Source organism: Clostridium estertheticum (assembly GCF_018861295.1).
Classification (GTDB): Bacteria; Bacillota; Clostridia; order Clostridiales; family Clostridiaceae; genus Clostridium_AD; species Clostridium_AD estertheticum_D.
Genome location: NZ_JAHLDM010000009.1, coordinates 38,327 through 61,608 on the forward strand (window position 1 = coordinate 38,327; position 23,282 = coordinate 61,608).

Consider the following 23,282-nt stretch of genomic DNA (forward strand, 5'->3'; position numbering starts at 1 on the left):
ATAGGTGATTTTTTACCATTCAGCTCAAAAGATATATTAAGCTATTAGATAAGTGATATACCACTTAAAAGTGTTTATGGTAATCGTTTTGAAAAATTCGAATGTTACTGAAAATTAACACTAAATGACTCAACTGAAATAGTTAAAATTGATAAAGTAAGGAGAGAAAACAAAAATGAGAAAGAATAATGTATTTCGGAGAATAGCTATACGGTATCTTCCCTGGATGGTTGTGGAATTGATTGCAGCATATGTGCTGACCTCAATTATTGTGAAGGGTAGCAGTCTAATATCCAATGCCATTGATGTACTTCTTTCTGGACAAGTGTCGGGTATTGTAAGTACAAGTTTTATGATGCAACTTTTCCTCTTTGTGGGAATTGGTTTTGTGGCATCTCTGGTTAGGGATGTGTGCGCGTCACAATTTAGTGTAAATATTCAGACACAGTTTCGCGAGGAGGCTGGGAGAAAACTGGTTCATCTAGAATTTAAGTATTTTGACAAGAACTCCTCTGGTACCATTTTGAACAAGTTGATTTCGGATATTGGCCAAGCTGGACGGTTCTTTTCAGAAACACTTCCTGATATTTGTCGAATATTGGTTGAGGCTGTGACTATTATTATTTCCATCGGTAAGATTGATGGCATGCTGGTGGTATTTATAGCGGTTGGGTATCCAGTGGTGCTTGTGGTGTCTCATTACTCATCTAAGCGAATGGCAAACTTAGCCAAGAACCGATTAAAGAAAATTGATGTGCTTAACTCCATTGCCTATGACAATATTCAAGGCATCATTGTGGGCAGAAGCTTCAATCTGATGTCAGTGATGCAGAAAAAAATCTACAAAGCTAACGATGAAATTCTGGAGTTTGAATTTATGCGTAATAGATTGTCATCAATATCATGGATTATGCAGGGCGTGATTAACTGGCTACCAAATATTATTTTGGCCACATTGGCACTAATGAGGGTGTTAAACGGTTCACTTACTGTGGGAGAGATGACTTTCTTCATTCTTATGTTGGACCGAATTATTCATCCTTTAAGCGAACTACCTATGTTGTTTAATGATGCACGTGAAATAGGTGTGTCCATCCAGCGTCTGGAAGAACTGATGGGGCAAGCGGACGAACCCAGCGGAACTTGGGCTGGGAGTCACTGCGTCAGAGATTGTGATCAGGTACTGGAAACTGTTATTGAATTTAAAAATGTAAATTTTGCTTACAATGAAGATTGCCAAGTGTTGCACAATGTGGATTTCACCATTCAGGTTGGAAAAAATGTGGCCTTCGTAGGTAGTTCTGGGGAAGGTAAGTCTACTATTTTTAAGCTACTCTGTGGATTTTATCAGAAGCAATCAGGAAATTATAAGCTTTACGGCAGAAATTTTGAAGATTGGAATTTGAATGTGGCGAGAAATCTATATTCTTTGGTATCCCAGAATGTGTTTTTATTTCCCAAAACCATTGCTGATAATATTGCCTATGGACGACAGGGAGCTACCATGGAAGAAATAAAGCAAGCCTGCCGCCTAGCCAATATTCATGACTTTATTATCAGTCTGCCACAGCAGTATGATACTTTGGCAGGCGAGCGTGGAACACGGCTTTCAGGCGGTGAACGGCAACGTATTTCCATTGCTAGGGCCTTTCTTAAAAATGCGCCAATCCTTCTTTTGGATGAACCAACCTCCGCCATTGATGTAGGTACAGAAGATTTGATTAAAGAGGCCATAGAGCGTATTTCTCACGGAAAAACAGTCATCACCATTGCACATAGGCTGTCCACCATTGAGAACGCAGATACCATTATGGTACTGTCAAAGGGTCAGATTGTAGAGAGTGGAACTAATGAGGAGTTGTTGATGAAAAAAGGTGTTTATCACCATCTTTACCAGGTACAACGGCAGACTCAGGAGGAAAGAAAGGAGGAGACATTAAATGAAATTATCTAGAATACTTATTAAATTGACTAAGACATTCATGGGGAGGCGTGCTCTCATATATTTTGGAGCTATTCTTGTAATGGCGATATTCGAAGGACTATTCAAGACTATTAGTTCTTTTTTGATTCGAGATTTATTCACCATGGCTGGGCATAGAACAACCAATGGGTTGGTCTTACTTCTTGTGAAAAATTTATTGATAGGTGTTGTGGTCATGGTGATTCAGGTGGTGGCAACAGTCATCTATAACAATGAGTCTAAACGGGCAGTTGCAAAGATTAATCAATTGGTGTATATGAAATCAGTGTGGTTTCCTATAGAATATTACGATACTCATCATACCGGCGATTTTATGTCAAAATTAATGTATGATGCAAGCAAAACCGGAGACATTTTTGGTTCTAGGCTTCGTCGTGTTATTATGCCGATTATTATGGTTATTCTGTTTCTGATTCCTATGTTTTATCTATGCCCACAGGTGACAGTGGGATTGCTAGCGGTAAGCTGCATTTCCCTGCTAGTGAATACATTAATGGTAAAGCCCATGAAAAAGGTTAGTTCCAAAATGTCAAAGGTAAACAAAGGGATGATACAGAATCTGACCAACATTCTGCAGGGTATAGAAATGATTAAGATTTTTGCGGTGAAGGATATAATTATGAAGGAATACGATGTTTCAAATAAGCAGTGTGCAAAGGCACAGAAGAAACAGAATTGGTATTCAGCACTGCTGACAGGTTTGAATAATGCCTTTAATTTGCTCTGTTCACTGGTATTCTTAGGTGTGGGAATTTATTATGTTGAACAAGGCGTGGTGGATGTTGCTTCGCTGACGGCATTGTATATGTTGTATGGAACCTTTAGTTGGTATTTCTTACAGATTGGGCGGTATATTCCAGAGCTAGTCAATTGTTTGGTTAATGCTCAGCGAGTATTTGAATTTATGGGTATGCAAGAAGAACCGAAAACCTATGTGGAACATAGGCAGGAAGGTACAGAAAATGAGTCTTCTAAGCGTGCTTATATTTCTATGGAAAATATTACCTTCAGATATACGCAAAGTGATAAGAAAGTTCTAAGGGATTTCAATTTGTCTGTAAAGAAAGGAACTTCAGTAGCAATTACTGGTCATTCTGGACGTGGTAAGAGTACGTTAGCTAAGCTTTTATTGGGATTCTATCCAGCAGAAAAGGGACAAATATATATTAATGGTGTACCATTGGAAAAACTGGGATTACATAAACTTCGTGAGTTGATTGCTTACGTGCCACAGGATACTTATTTGTACAACGTAAGTATTGCCGAAAACATTTCATATGGAAGGGCTGAGGCTACTATGGAAGAGGTTGTGCAGTCGGCAAAGGCTGCCAATGCACACGAATTCATTATGAAGCAGTCAGAAGGATATGATACCCTGGTAGGCGAGCGTGGTAACAAGCTGTCTGGCGGGGAGAAACAACGTATTGCAATTGCCAGGGCCATCCTTAAAAATGCGCCCATTCTTTTACTGGATGAGGCAACTTCAGCACTTGATAACGAGTCAGAATATTTGGTTCAAGAGGCAATACAGTCGCTCATGAAGGACCGAACCACGATTATGATAGCTCATCGGCCGAGCACCATTGCCACAGCGGATACTGAGATGGCAATGTAGAGGAAAGTCATACTCAAATTAGAAAAAGTTGGTGAAAATGTATAATAAAATATGGTATACTATGATAAATGTCGTTAAAAAATTATGAATTAAAATTAAATTGGAATCTGGATCTGGATAGTAGGCTTACAGTATTTCAGTATTTCCGTATTATCTTATAATTTATGGTTGCATTTTACTTATCAAAAGTGAATAAAGAGATATTCATATTAAAGGAGTGTTAAAATGAAATATTGTATAAAATGTAACACAGAGCTGACAGACAAAAGTAAATACTGCAATGAATGTGGAAAAAACCAAGCGACAGATGAGTATGACAATCAAGATAGTTATGATGAGCAGGAGGATAGTTACACAAGAGAACCTGTATATACTACTAAGCCAGAGTATAGAGAAAACTCAGATTACGAAGATGCTAATAACTTTCGTGCAAAACGTAAACATAGTCCAATGTTAATAATAGTCTTAGTAGTAATAGTAGGAGTTGCTGCACTTGGTTTAATGTCAACTAATAAAGATAAATCAGATGATCGTAAATATCAGGATATACAAGCTTCAACTAAAAGTGTTACTCCCGAAGCAACTAAAACTGAACCAGCTAAAACAGCTAAATCAGACATAGTAGGAAAATTACATCAGAAAGTTATTGTTCCAGATATTCGGTATGGAACATATGAAATTACAATTAACAGTATTACATTAACAACAGAAAGAAATAAATATAGCAAGGTTAAACCAGTAGAAGTGTATAAGATTAATTATACCTATAAATTATTGTCTAGTGGAACTTCAACACATGGTTTATATGTATCGAGTTTCGCTTCATTTGACAGCACAGGAGAGTCAGGAGAAGGTTATCCAGGTGGGGCTGGTAATTACCCTAAGCCATTAACTATTATAGGGACTAAATGTTCAGCAGATACATTTGTAGCAGTTAAAAATAAAAGTTCTTTCATAAATTTAGTTTTAGACTATAATGTGACTAATGATAGCGGACATATGACATTTAAAATACCAACTAAATAATTGCTTATACACTTTAGCCATTGCTTAACTAGTAGCAATGGCTAAAGTTATATTTATATTTAGTCATTGATAATTTAATCATATTTTTTCTGCTAACGTCTTGAATTATTCTGTATATATATCAGACAGCTCAATATTGATTCGGTCAGTTATGTCTTTTTTTATCTCGTTTGCACCTAAGGAATTATCAACTTGTTTTACTGGAAGAATGATAATAAATTCACTTCCGATATTCGCTTCACTTTTAAGGATTATCTTGCCTTCATGTAGTTTCACAAAAGATTTAACTAGAGAAAGTCCTATACCAGTTCCTTCATTATTTCTTTTTAAGGTCTTGTCCACCTGCATAAATCTACCGAAAATTATTTCCTTTTTATCATCGGGGATTCCTACTCCGGTATCTCTAACTGATATCTCAACATTATCCACTTTATCCAATACGGTCACATATATTTTGCCGCCTCTGTCTGTAAATTTTAAAGCGTTTGAAAGTAAGTTAAGTATAATTCTCTCTATTTTATCGCCGTCAAACGCCATTAACTTTTCTTCAACATTAGTGTCAAATATTATGTCTATACCTTTATTTTCAGCGATAGAAATTATAGACATGGTAATATCTTCAATCAAATAAACAATGTTTCCATTCTCCAAATGTAGAGTAATAAATCCCGAATCTAGTTTCGTCATGTCTAATAAATTGTTAATTAATCTAATAAGTCTATTAGAATTTTTCTTCATTATTTGTAAATACTTTCTTCTCTTCTTAATAATTTTTTCTTCATTGCTTTCATTGTACATATTCATCATCTGCAGAGAAGCAAAAATTACATTTAATGGAGTTTTCAATTCATGCGATATGTTACAAAAGAACTCTGTTATAAATTTAGTATGTTCTTTTGTTTCGTTTAATAGTTCAATAGTTGTTTTTGCATCTTCTTTTAACTTTAGCATTTGTAATTCCATTTCTAATAGTTTTACTTGATTGCTTTCAAAAGTTACGTGTTCCCCCAATATCCATGCGATAATGATAAATCCTACCGATAACACCAAGTCATTTTCAAAATAGGTGTTTACTACTAAATTAGAAACGAAAGTCAAATCTATGGATAATATAATAGCTGACGATATATAAGAAAGTATCAAACCACGCCTCTTACCTTGAGATATGGTTGTTGTTATAATGCAAAAGAAAAACAGATATTTATATTGGCTCTCATAAGTGCCAGATAATAAAATAAATAAAGATAGAATAAAAATAAATAAGATATCTTCTGCAACTAAAAGATTCTTTGATTTTTTAAAGTTATTTTTAAAATAAATAATCCACCATAATAAATAAAATAATGATAAAAAGATAAGAAATATTGCCAAATTTAATTGTACACGAGTTATGGAGTTTGTTTTATTATATGGAATATTGAAAATAAGTATTAATATAAATAGTAAAATAGCGAACTTAGTAAATGTAATTATTGCTAAAATGTTACTATATTTATCATTGTTATTCATGTTTCACCTTCTATTTACCTATAGACAACCTAACTGGTTTAGCTACAGATAATTATATTTTTTATATCTTCTATCATGTTTTGGTACTTCATTTATATTATCATCAGGTTTAACATCTAAAACAAACATTTTATTTACATTTATTCTAAATAAAAACATTTATATATAACATAATACATTAAAAAAGATGATAAATCCATACTTATTTTGAAATACATGACAATTTGATATATTAAAAGATGAAGACTTTAACATCGTTAAAGTCTTCATCTTATATTATAAAAGTTTCAAGTTTTTTACTTAATCTGTTACCTTACTTCCGACGGGAAGTACATAATCTGCACTTACATATCCTATTTTGTCATTGTAAGCTATCTTATAAAAATTATTTATTTCTCCACTTATCATAACTATTGTTGATGATTTTACACTTCCGATTATAGAATAGTTTGTACCTGCTCCACTTCGTACATTCAAAGTTGAATATACTCTACCACCGTAAACTGCTGGCAATACCACAGGTTTAGCTGTTATTTTTACATATTGTGCACTTATGTAGGCTGTTTTACTATTATAGGTTACTTTATAAAAATTGTTTGTTTTACCAGTTATAATAACTTTGGTCCCACTTGCCATACTTCCTAATACAGCATAATTTGTTCCTGCTCCACTTCTTACACTCAAAGTATTTGTAGTTGTTACACCATATTGTGTTGTGTATTCCATAGGTGGTGTTACTACTACCACAGGCTTAGCTGTTATTTTTACATATTGTGTACTTATGTAAGCTGTTTTACTATTATAGGTTACTTTATAAAAATTGTTTGTTTTACCAGTTATAATAACTTTGGTCCCGCTTTTCATACTTCCTAATATAGCATAGTTTGTCCCAGCTCCACTTCTTACACTCAAAGCACTTGCAGTTGTTACACCATATTGTGTTGTGTACACACTACCCAACACTTTTATATTTTTATCCATACTGCTTGTACTATTTTTATAGTTTGCATTATTGAAACCACCTACAGATACAAATGTGATACCCATTGCAGCAATAGCTATAACAATCTTTGTTTTTAATGAATATTTTCTAAATTCTGTTAAATTTTTAATATTTTTCAATGTTAATCCTCCTTTAAGTATATATTACCCATACTATTCTACCTTATTTTAGTATAAAAATAAGTCTTATTCTAAATTTAACATTTCATACATCTTTAATTGCTATATATAATAAAAAATGAAACATAATATGTTAGTTGAAAATATCAGCAATCAAACAACAATTATTCAAGAAGGACTATTAACTGGATGAAACAAGACCTATATTTTTTCTTTGCATAGCTATGACACCTTTTATGGTATAATTTTTTTAAAGGAATTAGGGGGCGGAGTTATGGAAGGTTACCGTAAATTTAACTTGGTTATCACAATACTAATAGCGTTGCTCCTTATAGGAACATTAGGATATAAACTTTTATTAGATGTTAGTATGGTAGATGCATTATATATGACTGTTATAACCATATCAACAGTAGGATATACTGAAGTGGCTATTATGGATGCAAAAGCTAAGCTTTTTACTATATTTCTTATTTTTTTAAGTTTAAGTACTGTGGGGTATATATTTAGTAGCATTGTAGCTTATTTTTTAGAAGGAGATTTAAAAGATGCATGGAGGAGGAGACGTATGGAAGTTGGTATCGCTAAGCTAAAAGACCACTATATAATATGTGGAGGGGGTGAAACAGGGGGAAATGCTATAAAACAATTTCAAAAAAGCAATGTTCCATTTATTGTGATAGATAAAGATGAAGAAATAATAAAGGGACTAATAGAAAATAAAATATATGCTATTCAAGGAGATGCCACGGAGGAAGAGGTATTAGATAAGGTAAGAATAAAGTTTGCTAAGGGTCTTATTTCTTCATTGTCTACAGATGCGGATAATGTTTATACTGTCCTAACCGCAAGAGAAATGAATAGCAATTTATATATTGTATCTAGAGCTATAAATAAAAATGCAAATGAAAAGCTAAAAAAAGCAGGTGCAAATAATACAATTTCTCCAAATGAAATAGGCGGAAGTAGAATGGCAGCTCTAATGCTTAGACCTACCGTTATTGCTTTTTTGGATATAGTAACTCATGATGGAGATCTAGTTTTAGACTTAGAGGATGTAACTATTTGTGAAGGGTCCATTATAATAAATATGAGTCTTATGGAAGCTAGAATTCCTGAAAAAACAGGACTAATAGTTTTAGCCATTAAAAAGGATAGTAATAAAAAACTAGTCTTTAATCCAAGTTCTAATCAGGTACTAAAAATTGGTGATACCATGGTAGTTCTAGGAACAGAAGAACAGGTTAGTAAACTTAAAAAAATTGCTAAAGAACTATAAAACATATAAAAAGCAATCTCTATACCTTAAAGTTACTTGAGGCAAGGCATTTGCTTTTTTAATACTTGTATTTATTGTATAATAAACATAATCTATGTTTTAAAAAATACTACAGTAGGTTTGGAGGTTATCTTATGAATTTAGAAGAACAGAAACAATTTATGTTATCGGGTAAAATGTATAATGATTTATCACAAGAATTAATTCAAGCAAGAGAAAATACTATATTTCTTACAAATGAATATAATAATAGTTTTGGTGGTCAGCAGCAGGAAAGAGAAGAAATATTAAAAAAACTACTGAAAAAGATCGGAAAAGGAGTTCATTTTGAACCAACTCTTCGATGTGAATTTGGTTTTAATATTACAATAGGCGATAATTTTTATGCCAATTTCGATTGCATAATGTTAGATGGTGGAAAGATAGACATAGGTAATAATGTTTTATTTGGACCACGAGTTGGAATCTATACATCTAATCATGCAATAGATGCATTAGAGCGAGTAGCAGGAGGATGTTATGCAAAACCTGTAAAAATAGGCAATAACGTATGGATTGGAGCAGGAGTTAGTATAAATCAAGGTGTTACTATTGGAGATAATACAGTCATAGGGTCAGGCAGCGTTATTACAAAAAATATTCCAGCGAATGTGGTTGCAGCTGGTGTACCATGTAAAGTAATTCGGGAAATTACGCAAGAAGATAAAACTGGATTTAAAGTATAGAATAAGCACAATTACAATAATTTTAGTTGTAGTGATAATCTTTTATCCATAATTTTTATTATTTTTTATAAAAGTAACTATTTTGTAATAACTTCGTTTCTAAAAAGAGTTATAATAAACTTCGTTGCGACAAAAGATTCATTAATATATGTTAAATAAGGTGATGATTATGAATAATAAGTTAAAAAAAAGGAAACTGAAAATTATAATTGGAATAATTATATTAATACCATGTTGTTTTTTAGTAAAGTCTTTAATAAATAGTAATGAAGAAAAAAGAATAATAAAAAATAACTATATTAGCTTGGAGAAGCTAGGAAATGTAAATATTGCTACGGTAGAGGAGAAGATAAATAAAAAGCATAAGCTAAATGATGAAAAAAGTGGTGATAACTCAAAAGAAATAAGTAATAAAATGTACTTTGAAGAGTCCGTTTTTATGGGAGATTCTATTACTGAAGGGTTAGACTTTTATGATATAGTAAATAAATCTTCTGTATTAGCTAAAAAAGGGCAAGGATTGGTACAAGCAAAGGAATCAGTAAGTATTTTATCAAACATTAATCCAGAAAGAATATTTCTGCTTTATGGTATGAACGACTTACAAAGTTCTAAAAACAGTGATGATTTTAAATCTAACTATATTAAGCTTGTAAAAGATATAAAACAAACAGTTCCCAGTGCTGAAATATATCTTCAATCTTTAACTCCAGTGCAAGCTAAAGTACAACAAAAAAATAATAGCTTTTCACAAGATAGATTAGATAAATTTACACAAGCAATAATTGAGGTTGCAAGGGAAGAAAATGTACATTTCATAGATATAAGACCTATGCTTAAAGGTAAAGAAGATTTGTTTGAACAAGATGGCATTCATTTTAAGGTCGACTTTTATGGTTTATGGTTAGATGATTTAAAGAGTCAATTAAAAAGTCAATCAAAGACTTAGTATTAAGTAAATAAGGATGATGAATATGAAGATATTTGATAATATACAAAAGAAGGTGTTGATTTTAATTTTGGTTATTAGTATTGGTGTTATATTTCAAGGATGTGCTTTCATTAGACCTAAAAGTCCTGAAATTAGTGAAATAATAACTAATATTCAAAAGGTTACAGATTTATCAGCAATGAAGAAAGGTAGCAAAACTAATCTTAGAAAAAATTATTCTATAAACACTAAAGGATTGAATGATTTTGTTTTGTATGCTCCAAAAAACAATATGCAGGCAAATCAAATACTTATATTAAAAGTTGTAAATGAAGACGATATGGATGGATTATTAGAAAACCTTGAAAATATAATTGAAGCTCAATCAAATAGCTTTAAAGAGTATAGTCCTGATCAATATGAAATTTTGGAAAATCACACTTTAAAAATAAAAGGAAATTATCTTATATTAATTGTATCAAAAGATGTAGATAAAATAACAAAAGTTGTTAATGACAACTTTAAATAAAAGGTCAACATGAAGTGGAGGAACTATAATTGGTTTTTAGCAGCTTAGTATTTATTTTTATATTCTTACCATTAACCCTTGTCATATATTTTATTGCCCCAAAGAAAAGAAGAAATTTAATTCTCTTAGCTATGAGCCTTATATTTTATGGATGGGGCGAACCAATATACATAGGCCTTATGATCTTCTGTATAGTTTTCAACTATTTGAGTAGTTTATTTATACATAAATATAGAAAACTTAAAAAGCTTTCAAAGAAAATATTTGTAGCCACACTTGTGATTGATTTAGGAATGTTAGCTTTTTTTAAATATTTGGGTTTTATAATCAACAATATTAATGCACTATTTGGATTAAATATATATTTTGAAAAGCTTGCTTTACCGGTGGGAATATCATTCTATACATTTCAAATTATATCTTATGTAGTTGATGTTTATTTAAATAAAGTTAAGGTTCAAAAAAATATTATAGATTTTGGAGCATATGTAACTATGTTTCCACAGCTAGTTGCTGGACCCATAGTGCAATACAATGATATATTCCTCCAATTAAAAAATAGGAAAGAAAATATCAATCAATTTTCAGAAGGAATAGATAGATTTATACTAGGTCTCGGAAAGAAAGTGTTGATTGCTAACAATATAGGGATGGTTTGGACAATCATAAAAGCGACTGAAGTTTCAAGAATATCTGTCATTTCCGCATGGATTGGAATAATAGCTTTTACTTTTCAAATATATTTTGATTTTAGTGGATATTCTGATATGGCAATAGGTCTTGGAAAAATGTTTGGATTCGAATTTATTGAAAATTTCAACTATCCATACATATCTAAAAGCGTAACTGAATTTTGGAGAAGATGGCATATATCCTTAGGAAGTTGGTTTAGAGAATATCTTTATATCCCTTTAGGGGGTAATAGGGTTTCTTTGATAAAGCAACTTAGAAACTTATTTGTAGTATGGTTTATAACAGGATTATGGCATGGGGCCAGTTGGAATTTTATATTCTGGGGACTATATTTCGGCTTTTTTATAGCTTGCGAAAAGTTTTTTTTAGGAAAGCTGTTAAATAAACTTCATAGGTGTATTTCAAATTTATATACTATGATAATTGTTATAGTTGGCTGGGTATTTTTCGATAGTAATAAATTGAGTAATGCATTAAATTATATAAAAGTAATGTTTGGACTTAGTGGAAATGTCTTTATAGACAATACTGCTAAATATTATTTTCATGCAAATTTTATCTTGTTTGTAATAGCAATACTTTGTGCAACACCAATTATATATTTTTTCCATAAAAAGATTAAAAGTAAGTTTAATGCAAGAGGTGCTATAGCGATGGCGTTAGGTCGTATTTTTATATTGTTTTTATCTACAGCATACCTTGTAAATCAGAGCTTTAACCCATTCTTGTACTTTAGATTTTAGATAAAAAGGATGATGATAGATATGAAATATAATAGTGCAAGAAAAAAATATAATAACATATATATAAAATCTTTAACTTTAATGTTTTTATTTTTCATATTTAGTGTAATGATATTAAATGTTATAGTTCCAGACAAGAAGTTTTCTTCTCAGGAAAATAGGAACCTTAAAAGTAAACCTAAATTATCAGTAGATAATTTACTATATAATAAATTTACATCAAAATATGAAAAGTATATTGCTGATCAATTTATACTAAGAAACTTTTGGATAAATGTAAAGTCAAGATCAGAAATATTTGCTGGTAAAAAGGAAAACAATGATGTATACCTAGGCAAAAACAAATATTTAATAGCTAAGTTCAAGAAGCCTAGCAAAGAGGCCTTTGATGAGAAAGTGAAAGCTATAAATGATTTCAGTACTGAAAATAAAAAAGTAAATAAATACATTATGTTAGTTCCAAATAAAATAAAAGTATTAGAAGATAAATTACCAGAATTTGCTCCAGTAGAGAATCAACTTGAATATATAAATAAATTTTATTCTGGGTTAGATAAATCAATAAAAACAATTAATGTTTTTGATGCACTAAATAAAAACAAAAATGAGTACATATATTATAAAACTGATCACCATTGGACAACCAAGGGAGCATATTATGCATATTTAGAATTTTGTAAAAGCTCAGGTTTAACACTAAAGGATGCAAATTATTACAATATTAAAAAAGTCAGCAATGAATTTTATGGAACTCTTCATTCAAAAGCGGGAGTTACAAATGTTGATAGTGACACGATAAATGTATATTTACCTAAAAAACATGAAGATTTACTAGTTAATTATGTGGAAGAGAAAAAAAAGAGTAGCAGTTTGTATAATTCGAGCAATTTAAATACTAAAGATAAATATTCTACATTCTTAGGTGGAAATCATCCTATTATAAAGATAAGCACCATGAGCGATAGTAGTAAAAAACTCTTAGTTATAAAAGATTCATATGCTAACTGTTTTATTCCTTTTTTGACTTCTCATTTTAGTGATATAATAGTTGTTGATTTAAGATATTACTCAGATAATATAAGTACTCTAATTAAAGACTACAAGATCACTGATGTCCTTATGCTTTATAATGCAAATACATTTTTTGAAGATGAATCAATACTTAATATTAGTGACTACGATTAGAGGTAAAAGCTCCTAAGCAAACTGTAATCTCTTAAATTAAAATTAGTAATTTTGACCTAAATTTACTAAACTTTAAAAAGCCTTATAAAATAATAAGGCTTTTTTTATGTCCCTGGTGAATTTGATAATCATCTAATGGTCGATGGTATTTATTTTATAAAAAAATCTATTACTGACATAATAACAGGTATCGTGATTATAGATAAGATTGTAGTTAAAAAAGCACATTTTGAAGCAGTTACTTTATCTCCATTATATTTTTCTGCCAAAACTGCGATTAAACTTGCAGTCGGCATTGCTACTAAAATTACACATATATAAAGAAGTGTTTTACTAGCACCTAAAAGGTTAAGTACAAAATACGTTATGAGTGGAGCGACTATTAGTTTAACGAAATTTACATAATATATGTCAAAACCTCTAAACACATCTTTTAATTTAACATCTGCAAGCATACTTCCTACTATAAACATTGAAAGGGGAGTCGTCATATTTCCTATGCTGCCTAAAGTTTTAAGTAATGGTGATGGGAGTTTTATAGAAAAAAGAAATATTATAATTCCTAAAAGAGTACATATAAGAGGTATATTTATAAGATTCTTTTTTATATTCTTTAAGTCACTTTTGCCCGTAAAAAGTATCACACCATAAGACCACATAAAAATATTAAAAGGAATTGTATAAATGGATGTATAAAACACTCCTATATTCCCAAAGATACCTTGAATTACAGGATATCCTACAAATCCACAATTAGAAAACACGGTTGCAAATATAAATACATTCTTCTTAGAGTTTTCGAATTTAGAATATAATAATTTACTTAAAATTATTAAAATAATGTGTATCAAAATAGAATAGAAAAGTATCATGCTAGCACCTTTTAGCATATCCATTGAGAATTTGAAATTAAAAGAATATATAATCATACAAGGCATTGTTACATTAATTAAAATGTTTGAAAACCCTTTATTCACTTCATCTGTAATTGTTTTTGTTTTTCTTAATATAACTCCGACCATCATCATAAGTGCTAATATAATTACTTGATTCATAACATTAATATTCAAAATATTACCTCCAAAGATATTGACCTAATATAAATATAGAGTAAAAACCACTTGCATCAAATGGATATTATTCATCCATTTTTCCTATAAGCTTTTCCATATTATTTAGAGTTTCGTTTAACAATATGAGATCATCTGTATTAAATTTTTGTATGCTCTTACAAAAGGCCACTTTCATAGTTTCTGTACGCTTTTGTAAAAAATTGCATACAGTATCTGTTAGACCTATATATATCACACGTCTGTCTTTTTGATCTAATTTTCTTTTAACCATATTAATTCTACAAGTTTTTCGACTAATATAGTTACAGTTGGCTTTGATACATATAGAATTTTAGCTAAGTCTTACATTTTGCATAACTCTTGAATTTTTAAGAAACGCATTAAAGATACATGAGCTCTTGTTATTTCTTTATTACTAGTTACGACAGAACTTATGTTTAAGAGTTTTTTGTTAATATGGGAAATTTTAATAATAATCCATTAAATACCTCATCAATATTTTTATCTTTCATACCTATTCTCCTTTATTTATATTTATGGTTAATCCAAGATTCTAATTTAAATAATATTATTGGTTAGTAAATATTTCATTAATATAAGTAACAAAAACAAAAAAAGTTAGTACATACAATAGTTAATTTAACTAACTGTTGTATATACTAACTTCACAAGAAATATTTGTCAAGAAAACATGGTATAAATGGCTTAGCCATAGTAGAAAAGGAAGAATATAAATATTAGTAGAAAATTTTAATTTGAAATATATGTTATATATAGTATAATTGACTAAAGTAGTAATACAAATTTAGAAAAAGATTATTTAAGTATTGGTCTTACTAGAATTTAAAATTAAATCAATTAATTAAAAATCTTATCTAATAAAGTTATTCTTTAATCTTTTCACAAAGGGGAGTATTTTAAATGACAAAAAAGAAATTTTATATGATGACAACATTTGCACTTACATTCTCTTTAACTTTTGGTTCAACAGTTTTTGCAGATTCGTTGCGAGGTATAACAAGCACAAAAAATATTTATATAAATCATGCAAGTAACAGATTAACTGATAATCAGCTTTATTCTAAAAAATCAAATAATGCAATCTCAAACTTAATATCGATAGGATCACTTCATGACATAACAATACATGAACCTACTACGGGAAGTAATTTGAACTTACAGTCAACTATTTTAGTTAGAACTACAGAAGGAAATATGTTAGTACCAGTAGAGTGGTCTAATTATTCTGGCTTAAGTATAAATACAACTACAAAGCTAAGTGGTAAAGTTGTATTACCTACAAGCATTTTAAATCCCTATAATATACAGTTAGACGTAACTCAGACAGTAACCTATAAAGGGGATGGACTTTGTAGTAATCTAGGTGCAGTCAGATATAAAAACATAACTGACATACCTCCAGCTACTACCGCAAGGGAACTTATAAGTAACTTAAGCTACAATGGTAAAGCTCTCACAAGCGAAATGTCTCCAATCATCGTAGACAATCATAACAATAGATTAGATGGCAATAGTATCGTAAATGAGGAAGATTCTTTAGAAATTATAGATGGAGAATACACGCGTACTTATAATCTTAGTATTCTAGTTGGAACACCATCAAATTCAAGTTCGTTATTATCTATAATTCCACCGCAACATATAGCTGTACCTATTACTGGTATGGAGAGTAGTTTAAATTTACCTTCAATTATACGGATTGATACTACAACTGGAGTTGTAAACCTACCTGTTCAATGGAACATACCGGTAGATTTAAAAATATCAAAGAATGTCGAAATATCCGGCAACATTGTGCTACCAGATAATATTTATAATTTAGAAAGGGTACAGTTACCTGTTTACCAACAATTAAACTATCGACCACTTGGTATTTCTAGTTCACTTGGTAATATTTATAATAGGATTATATTAGATATACCAGTAGGAACTTCTGTATCAAGTTTAATAGAGGGTTTAACTAATGATGATTCATATACCATAACTTTGAAAGATAAGGACAATAATATTTTAAAAGCTGATGCTACTATTGTAACAGGAGACGTACTTGTGGCGACTAGCGGAAATACTGATTATAATTTTTATCTATCCACTAAAACTTCCAATACGCGTTAAAGTTTTGCATTTGAAAATTGGCATAGTGTTGTGGAAATGAAACGATATATGCAACATTTTATTCATTTACTTTCTATTCTTTTGTTATTTAATTATTCGCTTATAGATTTTTCCTGCTTAAGGTTTTTTATCACTTTTCGGTTCTGTCACCAGAACCTTAAAAATCTTAGCGGACATATCATTGAGCCAGTTTTCTTATTTTTCATAATTAGAATATATTTTACGAATGACGTGATTCATATTAGTTTGCCGCAAATAATCTTTTTACCATTGCCTATCAACTCTTCTAGTCTAACTATTTCCATTTGTATTATTGATTTCCCTAAATCAGTTATTTCATAAAAAGCTTTAGGCTTTGTATCCGTACACTTTATTTTTTGTCTTGATTAGATTATAATGAAGGTTATTAGAAAAGGTGGTGAGATAATGAGCTTAAACAAACAAAAAAAAATCGCTATTGTAAATGATTTTACTGGATTTGGACGATGTTCCATAGCGGTTGCATTGCCTATTATATCAGCAATGAAGATACAATGTTGTCCATTACCTACTGCAATATTATCTGCACATACGGGGTTTTCAAATTTCTTTTTTGATGATTATACTCCTCATATGAGGGATTACATGAATAATTGGAAAGAGCTTAATTTACGATTTGATGGAATCTGTACTGGATTTTTGGGTTCAAAAGAACAAATTGATGTTGTTGTGGAGTTTCTTTGCAATTTTAAAACAAAAAATACTATTGTTATGGTTGACCCTGTAATGGGTGACTATGGTAAGCTTTATTCTACATATACACAGGAAATGTGTGATGAAATGAAGAAGTTAATTAAATATGCTGATGTAATGACACCTAATCTTACTGAAGCCTGTAGACTTCTTGATATTCCTTATCCAGAAAAAACTTTGAATCCTGAGCAACTTGAAAACATTGCAAAAGAGCTTTGCAAAAAAGGCCCAAATAAAATTGTTATCACTGGACTGCAGCATAATGGGAGTATACGAAACTTTATATATGAAATAGGAAAACCATATACCATAATAGAAGTAAAAAAAATTGGTGAAGATCGTTCAGGTACTGGAGATGTGTTTTCTTCTATTGTAGTTGCGAATATTGTAAAGGGAGTAGATATCGTGACTTCGGTAAAAAAAGCCACAGATTTTATTAGTAAAGCCATTGATTATACTGCTAAAATAGGAACTCCAGTACATGATGGTATTTGCTTTGAAGAATATTTGACTGATCTGCAATAATTTAAGTATATTTACTTATTAATATTAATTATAAATTTAAAAATATAAAGAAAAGAGGATGATAGGATATGGTTATTTTATATACATATAACAATGGTGTTTATATCAATTTAAAAGATGTTGATACTACGAGTAAAGAATTGAGCCACAAAAATATTTATGTTAATTTAACTAACAACTGCCCTTGTTCTTGTACCTTTTGTTTAAGAAACACTAAGGAAATGGCTAAATCAAATAGTCTATGGTTAGATAAAGAACCTACCGCTCAGCAGGTTATAGAAGAGTTTGAAAAATATGATTTAACTCAGTTCAATGAAATTATATTTTGTGGATTTGGAGAACCTTTAACACGTCTTGATGATCTAATAGACGTGGCAAAATACTTAAAAAATAGAAGTAGCAATAATCCAATTCGTATAAACACTAATGGACTCGCAGATTTAGTTAATAAAAAAGAAACTGCAACATTTTTCAAAGACTTGATTAATACAGTATCCATAAGCCTTAATGCATCAAATGCGAAAGAATATTTAAGATTAACTCGTAGCAAATTTGGTATAGAATCTTATGACGCCATGCTTAAATTTGCGATAAGCTGCAAAAAATATGTTCCAAATGTAGTTATGACAGTAGTAGATTGTATTGGACAAGAAGAAATAGATGCTTGCAAAGCTGTATGTGATGATATTTGCGTACCTTTAAGGGTGCGTCCTTTTGAATAAATGATACTGTTATCGTAAATAAAAAAATTACTATTTATAATTTCAATATAAATAGTGATTTTTATAAATTAGTTATTAATACTAGAAAATGGAATATTAGGAGCGGAGATTTTAACTTTAAGAGACTCCCTCTTTAATGTCTCTTCAATGTGTTTTATATCTTGTATCTGCTGTTTATAAATGGATACCTCCTCTAAATTAACTTTATGCTTGGTGAATTCAACATGTTCCTCACTAAGAGGTATACGGATAATCTCTGTTGGCATATTTTTGATTTCTGAATCAGCTGAGGCAAGGACTTTCTTCTTTATTACAAGCTCTTCTCGTTTAACTGGTACCGTAAATGTTTTTTCCTCTGTAAAAGCCTCCCTATAAATATTTACTTCCCCTGTTCGTAACCATTTTTTTGCTATATCAAGCTGTTCTTTTTTTATTTGAAACGTTGCCATACATACTCCCTCCATTTGTTAAGAAAAACACCTCACGAGTCATGAACTTCGGAGGTGTTTTCTACTTCATTTATTCGTGATGACCACCAATATCAACTACATCAGGGTTACCAACTTTATTTATTTTTGCTTCTTCTCGTTTAAGTGTTTCCTCTACATGCTCTGTATCTTCTATAGCATGTTTGTGAGCCGAAATTTCTCCTGTTACTACTGTATGTTTATCTACATGAACTTTTTCTTCATTAACAGGAATTCGAATGCTTTGTTCATCAGTGATTGGTGAATCACTTGCTTCATTGTTTAAGCTCTTTCTTTCAATAACTACTTCTTCACGTGTTACAGGAACATCAACTGTTTTTTGTTCTTCTATAATTTCCTTTCCAAACTCTACTTCACCTTTTTGCACACTGCTTTTGGCAATATCAAGTTCTTCTTTTCGTAGACTAAGCTTTATGGCATCATCTTTAGTTTCTTTAGTTTCTTTTTTGATATCATCGTCGTGTTTTTCAAAAACCCCTTCAAGTACGCTCATATATATACCTCCATAAATTAATATTTTTATCCTTATTAAATTGCCCTACATGAGATATAATATCCTGTTTGAAAATCGGAAATATAAGAGAAAGTTATGGAAATAAATTAAAAGAATAATTTAATAAAGAGCAAATTTTAAATAAATATTTTTTTAATTATAATATAAACTTAACTTTATGGTGAATATATAAATATTCAAGAGCATTTTATTTTACGTAACAATTATAAAGAAAAATGAATTTTGCAAATATTTAAGTTCACTGGTGGAGGTATTAAAATGAAAAAGAAAAAAATATTGTTGATTTTTCCTGTTGTTGTCTTGATTGTTATAATCTACAGTTTTATTTTAATTAAAAATTTTACTACAACAAGTTATGGTAAGCTTGATACATTATTTGGAGTAATGTCAAAAATAGAAGAACATTTTAATCCTATTTCACTTAAAGGAAAATCAATATATGAAATGCGTGCAGCATTACATAAGTCAACAACAATATGGAAATCTAAACCTATACCCTTTTCGAACATAAAAAATATGGATATAAAAACAGCTTCAAATCAAGTGCCAGTGCGAATATACACGCCTGATGTCAATGGAAATAAATTACCTATCATAATTTATTCCCACGGCGGTAGTTGGATTAGTGGTAGTATTGATGACTATGACAATGTTTGCAGGAAGCTTTCAAAAAATTCAAAGGCTATAGTCGTATCTGTAAATTATCGTCTTGCGCCAGAAGATCCATTCCCAGCTGGTGTTAATGACATATATAATGTGCTCCAATGGGTTTATAAATATGCTAAAAGCATTAATGGGGACTCTAGCCGAATATGTATTGTAGGGGACAGTGCAGGTGCCAACCTTTCTGCTGTAGTTTCACAAATGGCACGTGATAAAGGTGGACCCCACATAATCTCTCAGGTACTAATATATCCATCAACAAATATTTATCAACTAAATACTAAATCTTGGTCGTATTTTGGTATGGATTATAATCTTACAAGGGAAAACTCTGAAAAATTTATATCCTTATACACTCCAAGTTTAGAAGAAAGAAAAAGTGGATATGCCTCGCCTTTATTATCTAAAAATTTTAAAGATTTACCTGACACACTCATAATCACAGCCGAATTTGATCCATTAAGGGATGAAGGTGAAGCTTACGGTAATAAATTAAAGCAAGCAGGTGTGGATGTGATTTCTACCAGATATAAAGGTGTTACACATGGCTTTATATCAATGGATAAGATTACGAATAAAGCAGATGATGCTTTAATTGAAATTTCAACATATCTAAAAGAGAAATTTAATAGAAAGCAAATTTAAAGCTTTTAAAGCCACTAATAATAAAATAAGTATTAGTGGCTTTAATAATTAAAGATCATTTTTTCTTAAATTCCTTATTATCTAAAATAATAACCCCTGACTTATCTTCCTTTGCTGCTTTCTTTGTGTGATTTACAAGTTTTATAACGTCATGGTACGATTGTTTTGCTCCCTTTACAAGCAATGGCACTCCTATAAAATCAATTTTTAGCCACCTAGAAAAGAATCCACCAAAGGTCATTGGTAATGGAACAGTTGGCGAAGTATTGGAAAATATAATTTTCTCGTTTAGTAGATTTTGTTTATGAAGCATAGAAGCTAAATTATATAATCCTGGAATTAAAACCTTTGAACGTCCCCTACCTACAACATAGATTTTATTTTCATCTTCATCACTTCCATAATAAAAAAGTTCTCCACGATTTCCATATACTAACTTATTAAAGTTAGGTAGTTTCAATATTTGATCCTTAGTCGGTTCGTGGTTTTCATCTAGCATTTTTAAGTGATAAGCCATTGCTAAAATAGATGAGTGGGTTCCTCCATAACAATTATATATGTATATCATTTAAATCACCTGATTCCTATTAATAGTAGTTTTTAATAATTGTAGTATATGCGATAAACATTGATATTAAACATTATTTGAACATGATTTCTATAATGAACCTAATCTCTTAATAATTTCATTGATCTATGTGCACTTCCATCAGCATTAACAATATCATCATCTGTAAGGCCTGCATTAACTGCAATATTATAAGCTTTACCAAAATACCCTACATCCTCAGATTTGTGTGCATCACTTCCCAATGAAAATTTAACACCCATCTTCTTTAAATTTTTTATTGTTTCAATATCCATATTCCTATGACTTCTGTTAATTTCCAAAGCAGTATTTCTTTGAGCGGCAACCCTTCCAATTTCGATAATATCTGGATTAACATGCTCTAAAGGATGATTTAATATTGTAATATCATATTTTTTAATAGCATTAATTGCGGCTTCTGTATAGTTCCTAAGTAAAAATGGATTTTGTACTGCTCCAGGATGATAACCCGCGCAAATTATGTCCAGGTAATCAATTATTTCATCTTTAATATCTATATCACCTTTTTTAGTAACAATATTACATTCTACGCCAAGAAGAATCTTAAAGTCATTCTTCTTCAATAATGAACTTCTATTAAGGTCATCAATTAATTTACGTAGTTTTTCGTATTGATTCAGTTTCATCCCGAAGGTAGTATGTTTATAACCATGATCTGTTATGGCAATTTCTTTTAATCCTTTTTTTATTCCAGCTTTAACATTTGATTCAATATTTCCTTTTGCATGTTCTCCGAAAATAATATTAAAGAAGGGAATATGTCCCTTTGCAATATTAGTATGAGTATGATAGTCTGCAATAATCTTAAAACTCATTTTATCCCCTCCATGGCTTAATATTTTTTATTTTGCCCATATTACTGGATAATACTTGCCTACTCTTCATATATTTTTAAAAAAATGAGCGGTTTGCCTTATACCTCATTTACTAATTTCAACCAATTAGCAGTAAAAAACAAAGCCCCAAGGGTATCCCTCGGAGCTTCATTAATTATTCTTGAAATCTCATTTCACCATGTTATCAGTCATTTATCCTAATACCCATGATGGAACATTGGTCTACGTCTTCTTCTACGTCTTCTTCTTCTTCTTCTTTCATGTAAATCTCTGATAAACAGTATTCTAGCTAAATCATGAATCGGAACTCTTCTATCTTGACGAAATGTGCCCCTCATATTCTCATCATCGCCATCTTTATAATATTTTTCGTAATTGTCACTTACTTCTTTACACATATTATCCATTTCATCCTTGCTAGGGCAATGCATTGTGCCATACGTGGATTCCATTATATCGCAATGTTTTTTTACCATAGGATATATTATGCTATAAATCTTGGGATAAATGTTTTTTAAATCTTCATCCTCCTCATCATCTTCATCTTCATCTTCATCATCATCATACATTGGCATCATCATCATGGGCATAATCATCATAGGCATGTTCAGCATAGACATATCCTTCATGGGCATATTCATCATGGACATATCCTTCTTATCCTTAATGGGTATTTCTTTAATGGGCATATCATTCATAGGCATACTTGCCATAGGCATATTCTGCCCAAGATTTTCATTGTCTTTACAGCGGTAGTCGTACATAAGTACCTCCAAAATAATATTCACCATATATAATATTCTGTTTTCGTTGTTTTGTTACAACGGCTGTAGTTTATTTGGCAGAATCTGAAATTGATATAAAAGAATTGCAATACTAGTTGGGCCATAAATCTGTAACAAACACATTATACGGGGGTGGTTTTAATAAAAAATTTAACATAATATTCCTATTTAATTCTGTTATAATAAAGACACAGATATAAAATATTGTGAGT

General features: G+C 30.6%; 22 protein-coding genes and 1 pseudogene. 14 read left to right on the top strand and 9 right to left on the bottom strand.

Annotation, left to right across the window (positions count from 1 at the left end; all coding sequences use genetic code 11):
- Positions 1 to 175: 175 nt before the first annotated feature.
- The 3 genes from KPL54_RS10685 (at position 176) to KPL54_RS10695 (ending at position 4,625) form a co-directional block, all read left to right on the top strand.
- Complete coding sequence (locus KPL54_RS10685; protein ID WP_216106569.1) at positions 176 to 1,954, top strand: ABC transporter ATP-binding protein; 1,779 nt, start codon at positions 176 to 178, stop codon at positions 1,952 to 1,954.
- The gene (locus KPL54_RS10690; protein WP_216106570.1) at positions 1,941 to 3,599 is read left to right on the top strand and encodes an ABC transporter ATP-binding protein; all 1,659 of its coding nucleotides are present in this window, start codon (positions 1,941 to 1,943) and stop codon (positions 3,597 to 3,599) included. The genes KPL54_RS10685 and KPL54_RS10690 overlap by 14 nt, the downstream gene beginning before the upstream one ends.
- A 225-nt stretch (positions 3,600 to 3,824) precedes the next feature.
- Positions 3,825 to 4,625 (top strand): zinc ribbon domain-containing protein, encoded by an 801-nt coding sequence (locus KPL54_RS10695; RefSeq protein WP_216106571.1) that lies wholly within the window; start codon positions 3,825 to 3,827, stop codon positions 4,623 to 4,625.
- 105 nt (positions 4,626 to 4,730) lie between these two features.
- Here the strand turns inward: KPL54_RS10695 and KPL54_RS10700 are convergent, their stop codons facing one another.
- Positions 4,731 to 6,134 carry a sensor histidine kinase gene (locus tag KPL54_RS10700; RefSeq protein ID WP_216106572.1) on the bottom strand — a complete coding sequence of 468 codons (1,404 nt, stop codon included), beginning with the start codon at positions 6,132 to 6,134 and terminating at the stop codon, positions 4,731 to 4,733.
- Between the two features lie 300 nt (positions 6,135 to 6,434).
- Positions 6,435 to 7,256 carry an SH3 domain-containing protein gene (locus tag KPL54_RS10705; protein ID WP_216106573.1) on the bottom strand — a complete coding sequence of 274 codons (822 nt, stop codon included), beginning with the start codon at positions 7,254 to 7,256 and terminating at the stop codon, positions 6,435 to 6,437.
- A 274-nt stretch (positions 7,257 to 7,530) separates the two neighbouring features.
- On the opposite strand from KPL54_RS10705, the gene KPL54_RS10710 reads away from it, so the two are divergent.
- The 6 genes from KPL54_RS10710 (at position 7,531) to KPL54_RS10735 (ending at position 13,341) form a co-directional block, all read left to right on the top strand.
- Positions 7,531 to 8,535 (top strand): potassium channel family protein, encoded by a 1,005-nt coding sequence (locus KPL54_RS10710; protein WP_216106574.1) that lies wholly within the window; start codon positions 7,531 to 7,533, stop codon positions 8,533 to 8,535.
- A gap of 134 nt (positions 8,536 to 8,669) precedes the next feature.
- On the top strand, positions 8,670 to 9,260 hold the full coding sequence (locus KPL54_RS10715) for a sugar O-acetyltransferase (protein WP_216106575.1): 591 nt from the start codon (positions 8,670 to 8,672) through the stop codon (positions 9,258 to 9,260).
- Between the two features lie 169 nt (positions 9,261 to 9,429).
- The gene (locus KPL54_RS10720) at positions 9,430 to 10,209 is read left to right on the top strand and encodes a GDSL-type esterase/lipase family protein (RefSeq protein ID WP_216106576.1); all 780 of its coding nucleotides are present in this window, start codon (positions 9,430 to 9,432) and stop codon (positions 10,207 to 10,209) included.
- A 25-nt stretch (positions 10,210 to 10,234) separates the two neighbouring features.
- The gene (locus tag KPL54_RS10725) at positions 10,235 to 10,720 is read left to right on the top strand and encodes a DUF4358 domain-containing protein (RefSeq protein ID WP_216106577.1); all 486 of its coding nucleotides are present in this window, start codon (positions 10,235 to 10,237) and stop codon (positions 10,718 to 10,720) included.
- Between the two features lie 29 nt (positions 10,721 to 10,749).
- On the top strand, positions 10,750 to 12,156 hold the full coding sequence (locus KPL54_RS10730) for an MBOAT family O-acyltransferase (RefSeq protein WP_216106578.1): 1,407 nt from the start codon (positions 10,750 to 10,752) through the stop codon (positions 12,154 to 12,156).
- A gap of 21 nt (positions 12,157 to 12,177) precedes the next feature.
- Positions 12,178 to 13,341: a DHHW family protein gene (locus KPL54_RS10735; protein ID WP_216106579.1), complete on the top strand. Its 1,164-nt coding sequence runs from the start codon at positions 12,178 to 12,180 to the stop codon at positions 13,339 to 13,341.
- 149 nt (positions 13,342 to 13,490) lie between these two features.
- Here the strand turns inward: KPL54_RS10735 and KPL54_RS10740 are convergent, their stop codons facing one another.
- The gene (locus KPL54_RS10740; RefSeq protein WP_216106580.1) at positions 13,491 to 14,411 is read right to left on the bottom strand and encodes an AEC family transporter; all 921 of its coding nucleotides are present in this window, start codon (positions 14,409 to 14,411) and stop codon (positions 13,491 to 13,493) included.
- A gap of 67 nt (positions 14,412 to 14,478) precedes the next feature.
- Positions 14,479 to 14,685 carry a hypothetical protein gene (locus KPL54_RS10745; protein WP_216106581.1) on the bottom strand — a complete coding sequence of 69 codons (207 nt, stop codon included), beginning with the start codon at positions 14,683 to 14,685 and terminating at the stop codon, positions 14,479 to 14,481.
- A gap of 650 nt (positions 14,686 to 15,335) precedes the next feature.
- Between KPL54_RS10745 and KPL54_RS10750 the strand changes: the two genes are divergently transcribed.
- The 4 genes and pseudogenes from KPL54_RS10750 to KPL54_RS10765 all read left to right on the top strand — a co-directional run bounded on the left by KPL54_RS10750 (position 15,336) and on the right by KPL54_RS10765 (position 18,529).
- Positions 15,336 to 16,550 (top strand): hypothetical protein, encoded by a 1,215-nt coding sequence (locus tag KPL54_RS10750; protein WP_216106582.1) that lies wholly within the window; start codon positions 15,336 to 15,338, stop codon positions 16,548 to 16,550.
- A gap of 12 nt (positions 16,551 to 16,562) precedes the next feature.
- Positions 16,563 to 16,892 (top strand): annotated as a pseudogene (locus KPL54_RS26830) (hypothetical protein); the annotation flags it as partial.
- Positions 16,893 to 16,976: 84 nt separating this feature from the next.
- Positions 16,977 to 17,807, top strand: a complete 831-nt coding sequence (locus KPL54_RS10760) for a pyridoxamine kinase (RefSeq protein ID WP_216106583.1) — start codon at positions 16,977 to 16,979, stop codon at positions 17,805 to 17,807.
- A 68-nt stretch (positions 17,808 to 17,875) separates the two neighbouring features.
- Positions 17,876 to 18,529, top strand: a complete 654-nt coding sequence (locus KPL54_RS10765; protein ID WP_216106584.1) for a TIGR04100 family radical SAM protein — start codon at positions 17,876 to 17,878, stop codon at positions 18,527 to 18,529.
- A 68-nt stretch (positions 18,530 to 18,597) separates the two neighbouring features.
- On the opposite strand, the gene KPL54_RS10770 is transcribed toward KPL54_RS10765, so the two are convergent.
- Complete coding sequence (locus tag KPL54_RS10770; RefSeq protein WP_253203431.1) at positions 18,598 to 18,978, bottom strand: YsnF/AvaK domain-containing protein; 381 nt, start codon at positions 18,976 to 18,978, stop codon at positions 18,598 to 18,600.
- Between the two features lie 70 nt (positions 18,979 to 19,048).
- Positions 19,049 to 19,510, bottom strand: coding sequence for a YsnF/AvaK domain-containing protein (locus KPL54_RS10775; RefSeq protein ID WP_216106586.1), 462 nt, complete (start codon positions 19,508 to 19,510; stop codon positions 19,049 to 19,051).
- 279 nt (positions 19,511 to 19,789) lie between these two features.
- Here KPL54_RS10775 and KPL54_RS10780 point away from each other — a divergent pair, with 279 nt between their 5' ends.
- The gene (locus KPL54_RS10780) at positions 19,790 to 20,839 is read left to right on the top strand and encodes an alpha/beta hydrolase (RefSeq protein ID WP_216106587.1); all 1,050 of its coding nucleotides are present in this window, start codon (positions 19,790 to 19,792) and stop codon (positions 20,837 to 20,839) included.
- Between the two features lie 55 nt (positions 20,840 to 20,894).
- Here the strand turns inward: KPL54_RS10780 and KPL54_RS10785 are convergent, their stop codons facing one another.
- From KPL54_RS10785 to KPL54_RS10795, 3 genes are all read right to left on the bottom strand, one after another.
- The gene (locus KPL54_RS10785) at positions 20,895 to 21,407 is read right to left on the bottom strand and encodes a DUF3189 family protein (RefSeq protein WP_216106588.1); all 513 of its coding nucleotides are present in this window, start codon (positions 21,405 to 21,407) and stop codon (positions 20,895 to 20,897) included.
- A gap of 101 nt (positions 21,408 to 21,508) precedes the next feature.
- Positions 21,509 to 22,264: a PHP domain-containing protein gene (locus KPL54_RS10790; protein ID WP_216106589.1), complete on the bottom strand. Its 756-nt coding sequence runs from the start codon at positions 22,262 to 22,264 to the stop codon at positions 21,509 to 21,511.
- A 218-nt stretch (positions 22,265 to 22,482) separates the two neighbouring features.
- Positions 22,483 to 23,049 carry a hypothetical protein gene (locus tag KPL54_RS10795; RefSeq protein WP_216106590.1) on the bottom strand — a complete coding sequence of 189 codons (567 nt, stop codon included), beginning with the start codon at positions 23,047 to 23,049 and terminating at the stop codon, positions 22,483 to 22,485.
- Positions 23,050 to 23,282: the final 233 nt, after the last annotated feature.

Coding starts and splice junctions, on each gene's coding strand:
- KPL54_RS10710 (WP_216106574.1), top strand. CDS start 7,531: ATGGAAGGTTACCGTAAATTTAACTTGGTTATCACAATACTAATAGCG.
- KPL54_RS10715 (WP_216106575.1), top strand. CDS start 8,670: ATGAATTTAGAAGAACAGAAACAATTTATGTTATCGGGTAAAATGTAT.
- KPL54_RS10750 (WP_216106582.1), top strand. CDS start 15,336: ATGACAAAAAAGAAATTTTATATGATGACAACATTTGCACTTACATTC.
- KPL54_RS10780 (WP_216106587.1), top strand. CDS start 19,790: ATGAAAAAGAAAAAAATATTGTTGATTTTTCCTGTTGTTGTCTTGATT.
- KPL54_RS10760 (WP_216106583.1), top strand. CDS start 16,977: ATGAGCTTAAACAAACAAAAAAAAATCGCTATTGTAAATGATTTTACT.
- KPL54_RS10790 (WP_216106589.1), bottom strand. CDS start 22,264: ATGAGTTTTAAGATTATTGCAGACTATCATACTCATACTAATATTGCA.
- KPL54_RS10700 (WP_216106572.1), bottom strand. CDS start 6,134: ATGAATAACAATGATAAATATAGTAACATTTTAGCAATAATTACATTT.
- KPL54_RS10690 (WP_216106570.1), top strand. CDS start 1,941: ATGAAATTATCTAGAATACTTATTAAATTGACTAAGACATTCATGGGG.
- KPL54_RS10775 (WP_216106586.1), bottom strand. CDS start 19,510: ATGAGCGTACTTGAAGGGGTTTTTGAAAAACACGACGATGATATCAAA.
- KPL54_RS10770 (WP_253203431.1), bottom strand. CDS start 18,978: ATGGCAACGTTTCAAATAAAAAAAGAACAGCTTGATATAGCAAAAAAA.
- KPL54_RS10795 (WP_216106590.1), bottom strand. CDS start 23,049: ATGTACGACTACCGCTGTAAAGACAATGAAAATCTTGGGCAGAATATG.
- KPL54_RS10725 (WP_216106577.1), top strand. CDS start 10,235: ATGAAGATATTTGATAATATACAAAAGAAGGTGTTGATTTTAATTTTG.
- KPL54_RS10720 (WP_216106576.1), top strand. CDS start 9,430: ATGAATAATAAGTTAAAAAAAAGGAAACTGAAAATTATAATTGGAATA.
- KPL54_RS10745 (WP_216106581.1), bottom strand. CDS start 14,685: ATGGTTAAAAGAAAATTAGATCAAAAAGACAGACGTGTGATATATATA.
- KPL54_RS10685 (WP_216106569.1), top strand. CDS start 176: ATGAGAAAGAATAATGTATTTCGGAGAATAGCTATACGGTATCTTCCC.
- KPL54_RS10735 (WP_216106579.1), top strand. CDS start 12,178: ATGAAATATAATAGTGCAAGAAAAAAATATAATAACATATATATAAAA.
- KPL54_RS10695 (WP_216106571.1), top strand. CDS start 3,825: ATGAAATATTGTATAAAATGTAACACAGAGCTGACAGACAAAAGTAAA.
- KPL54_RS10765 (WP_216106584.1), top strand. CDS start 17,876: ATGGTTATTTTATATACATATAACAATGGTGTTTATATCAATTTAAAA.
- KPL54_RS10785 (WP_216106588.1), bottom strand. CDS start 21,407: ATGATATACATATATAATTGTTATGGAGGAACCCACTCATCTATTTTA.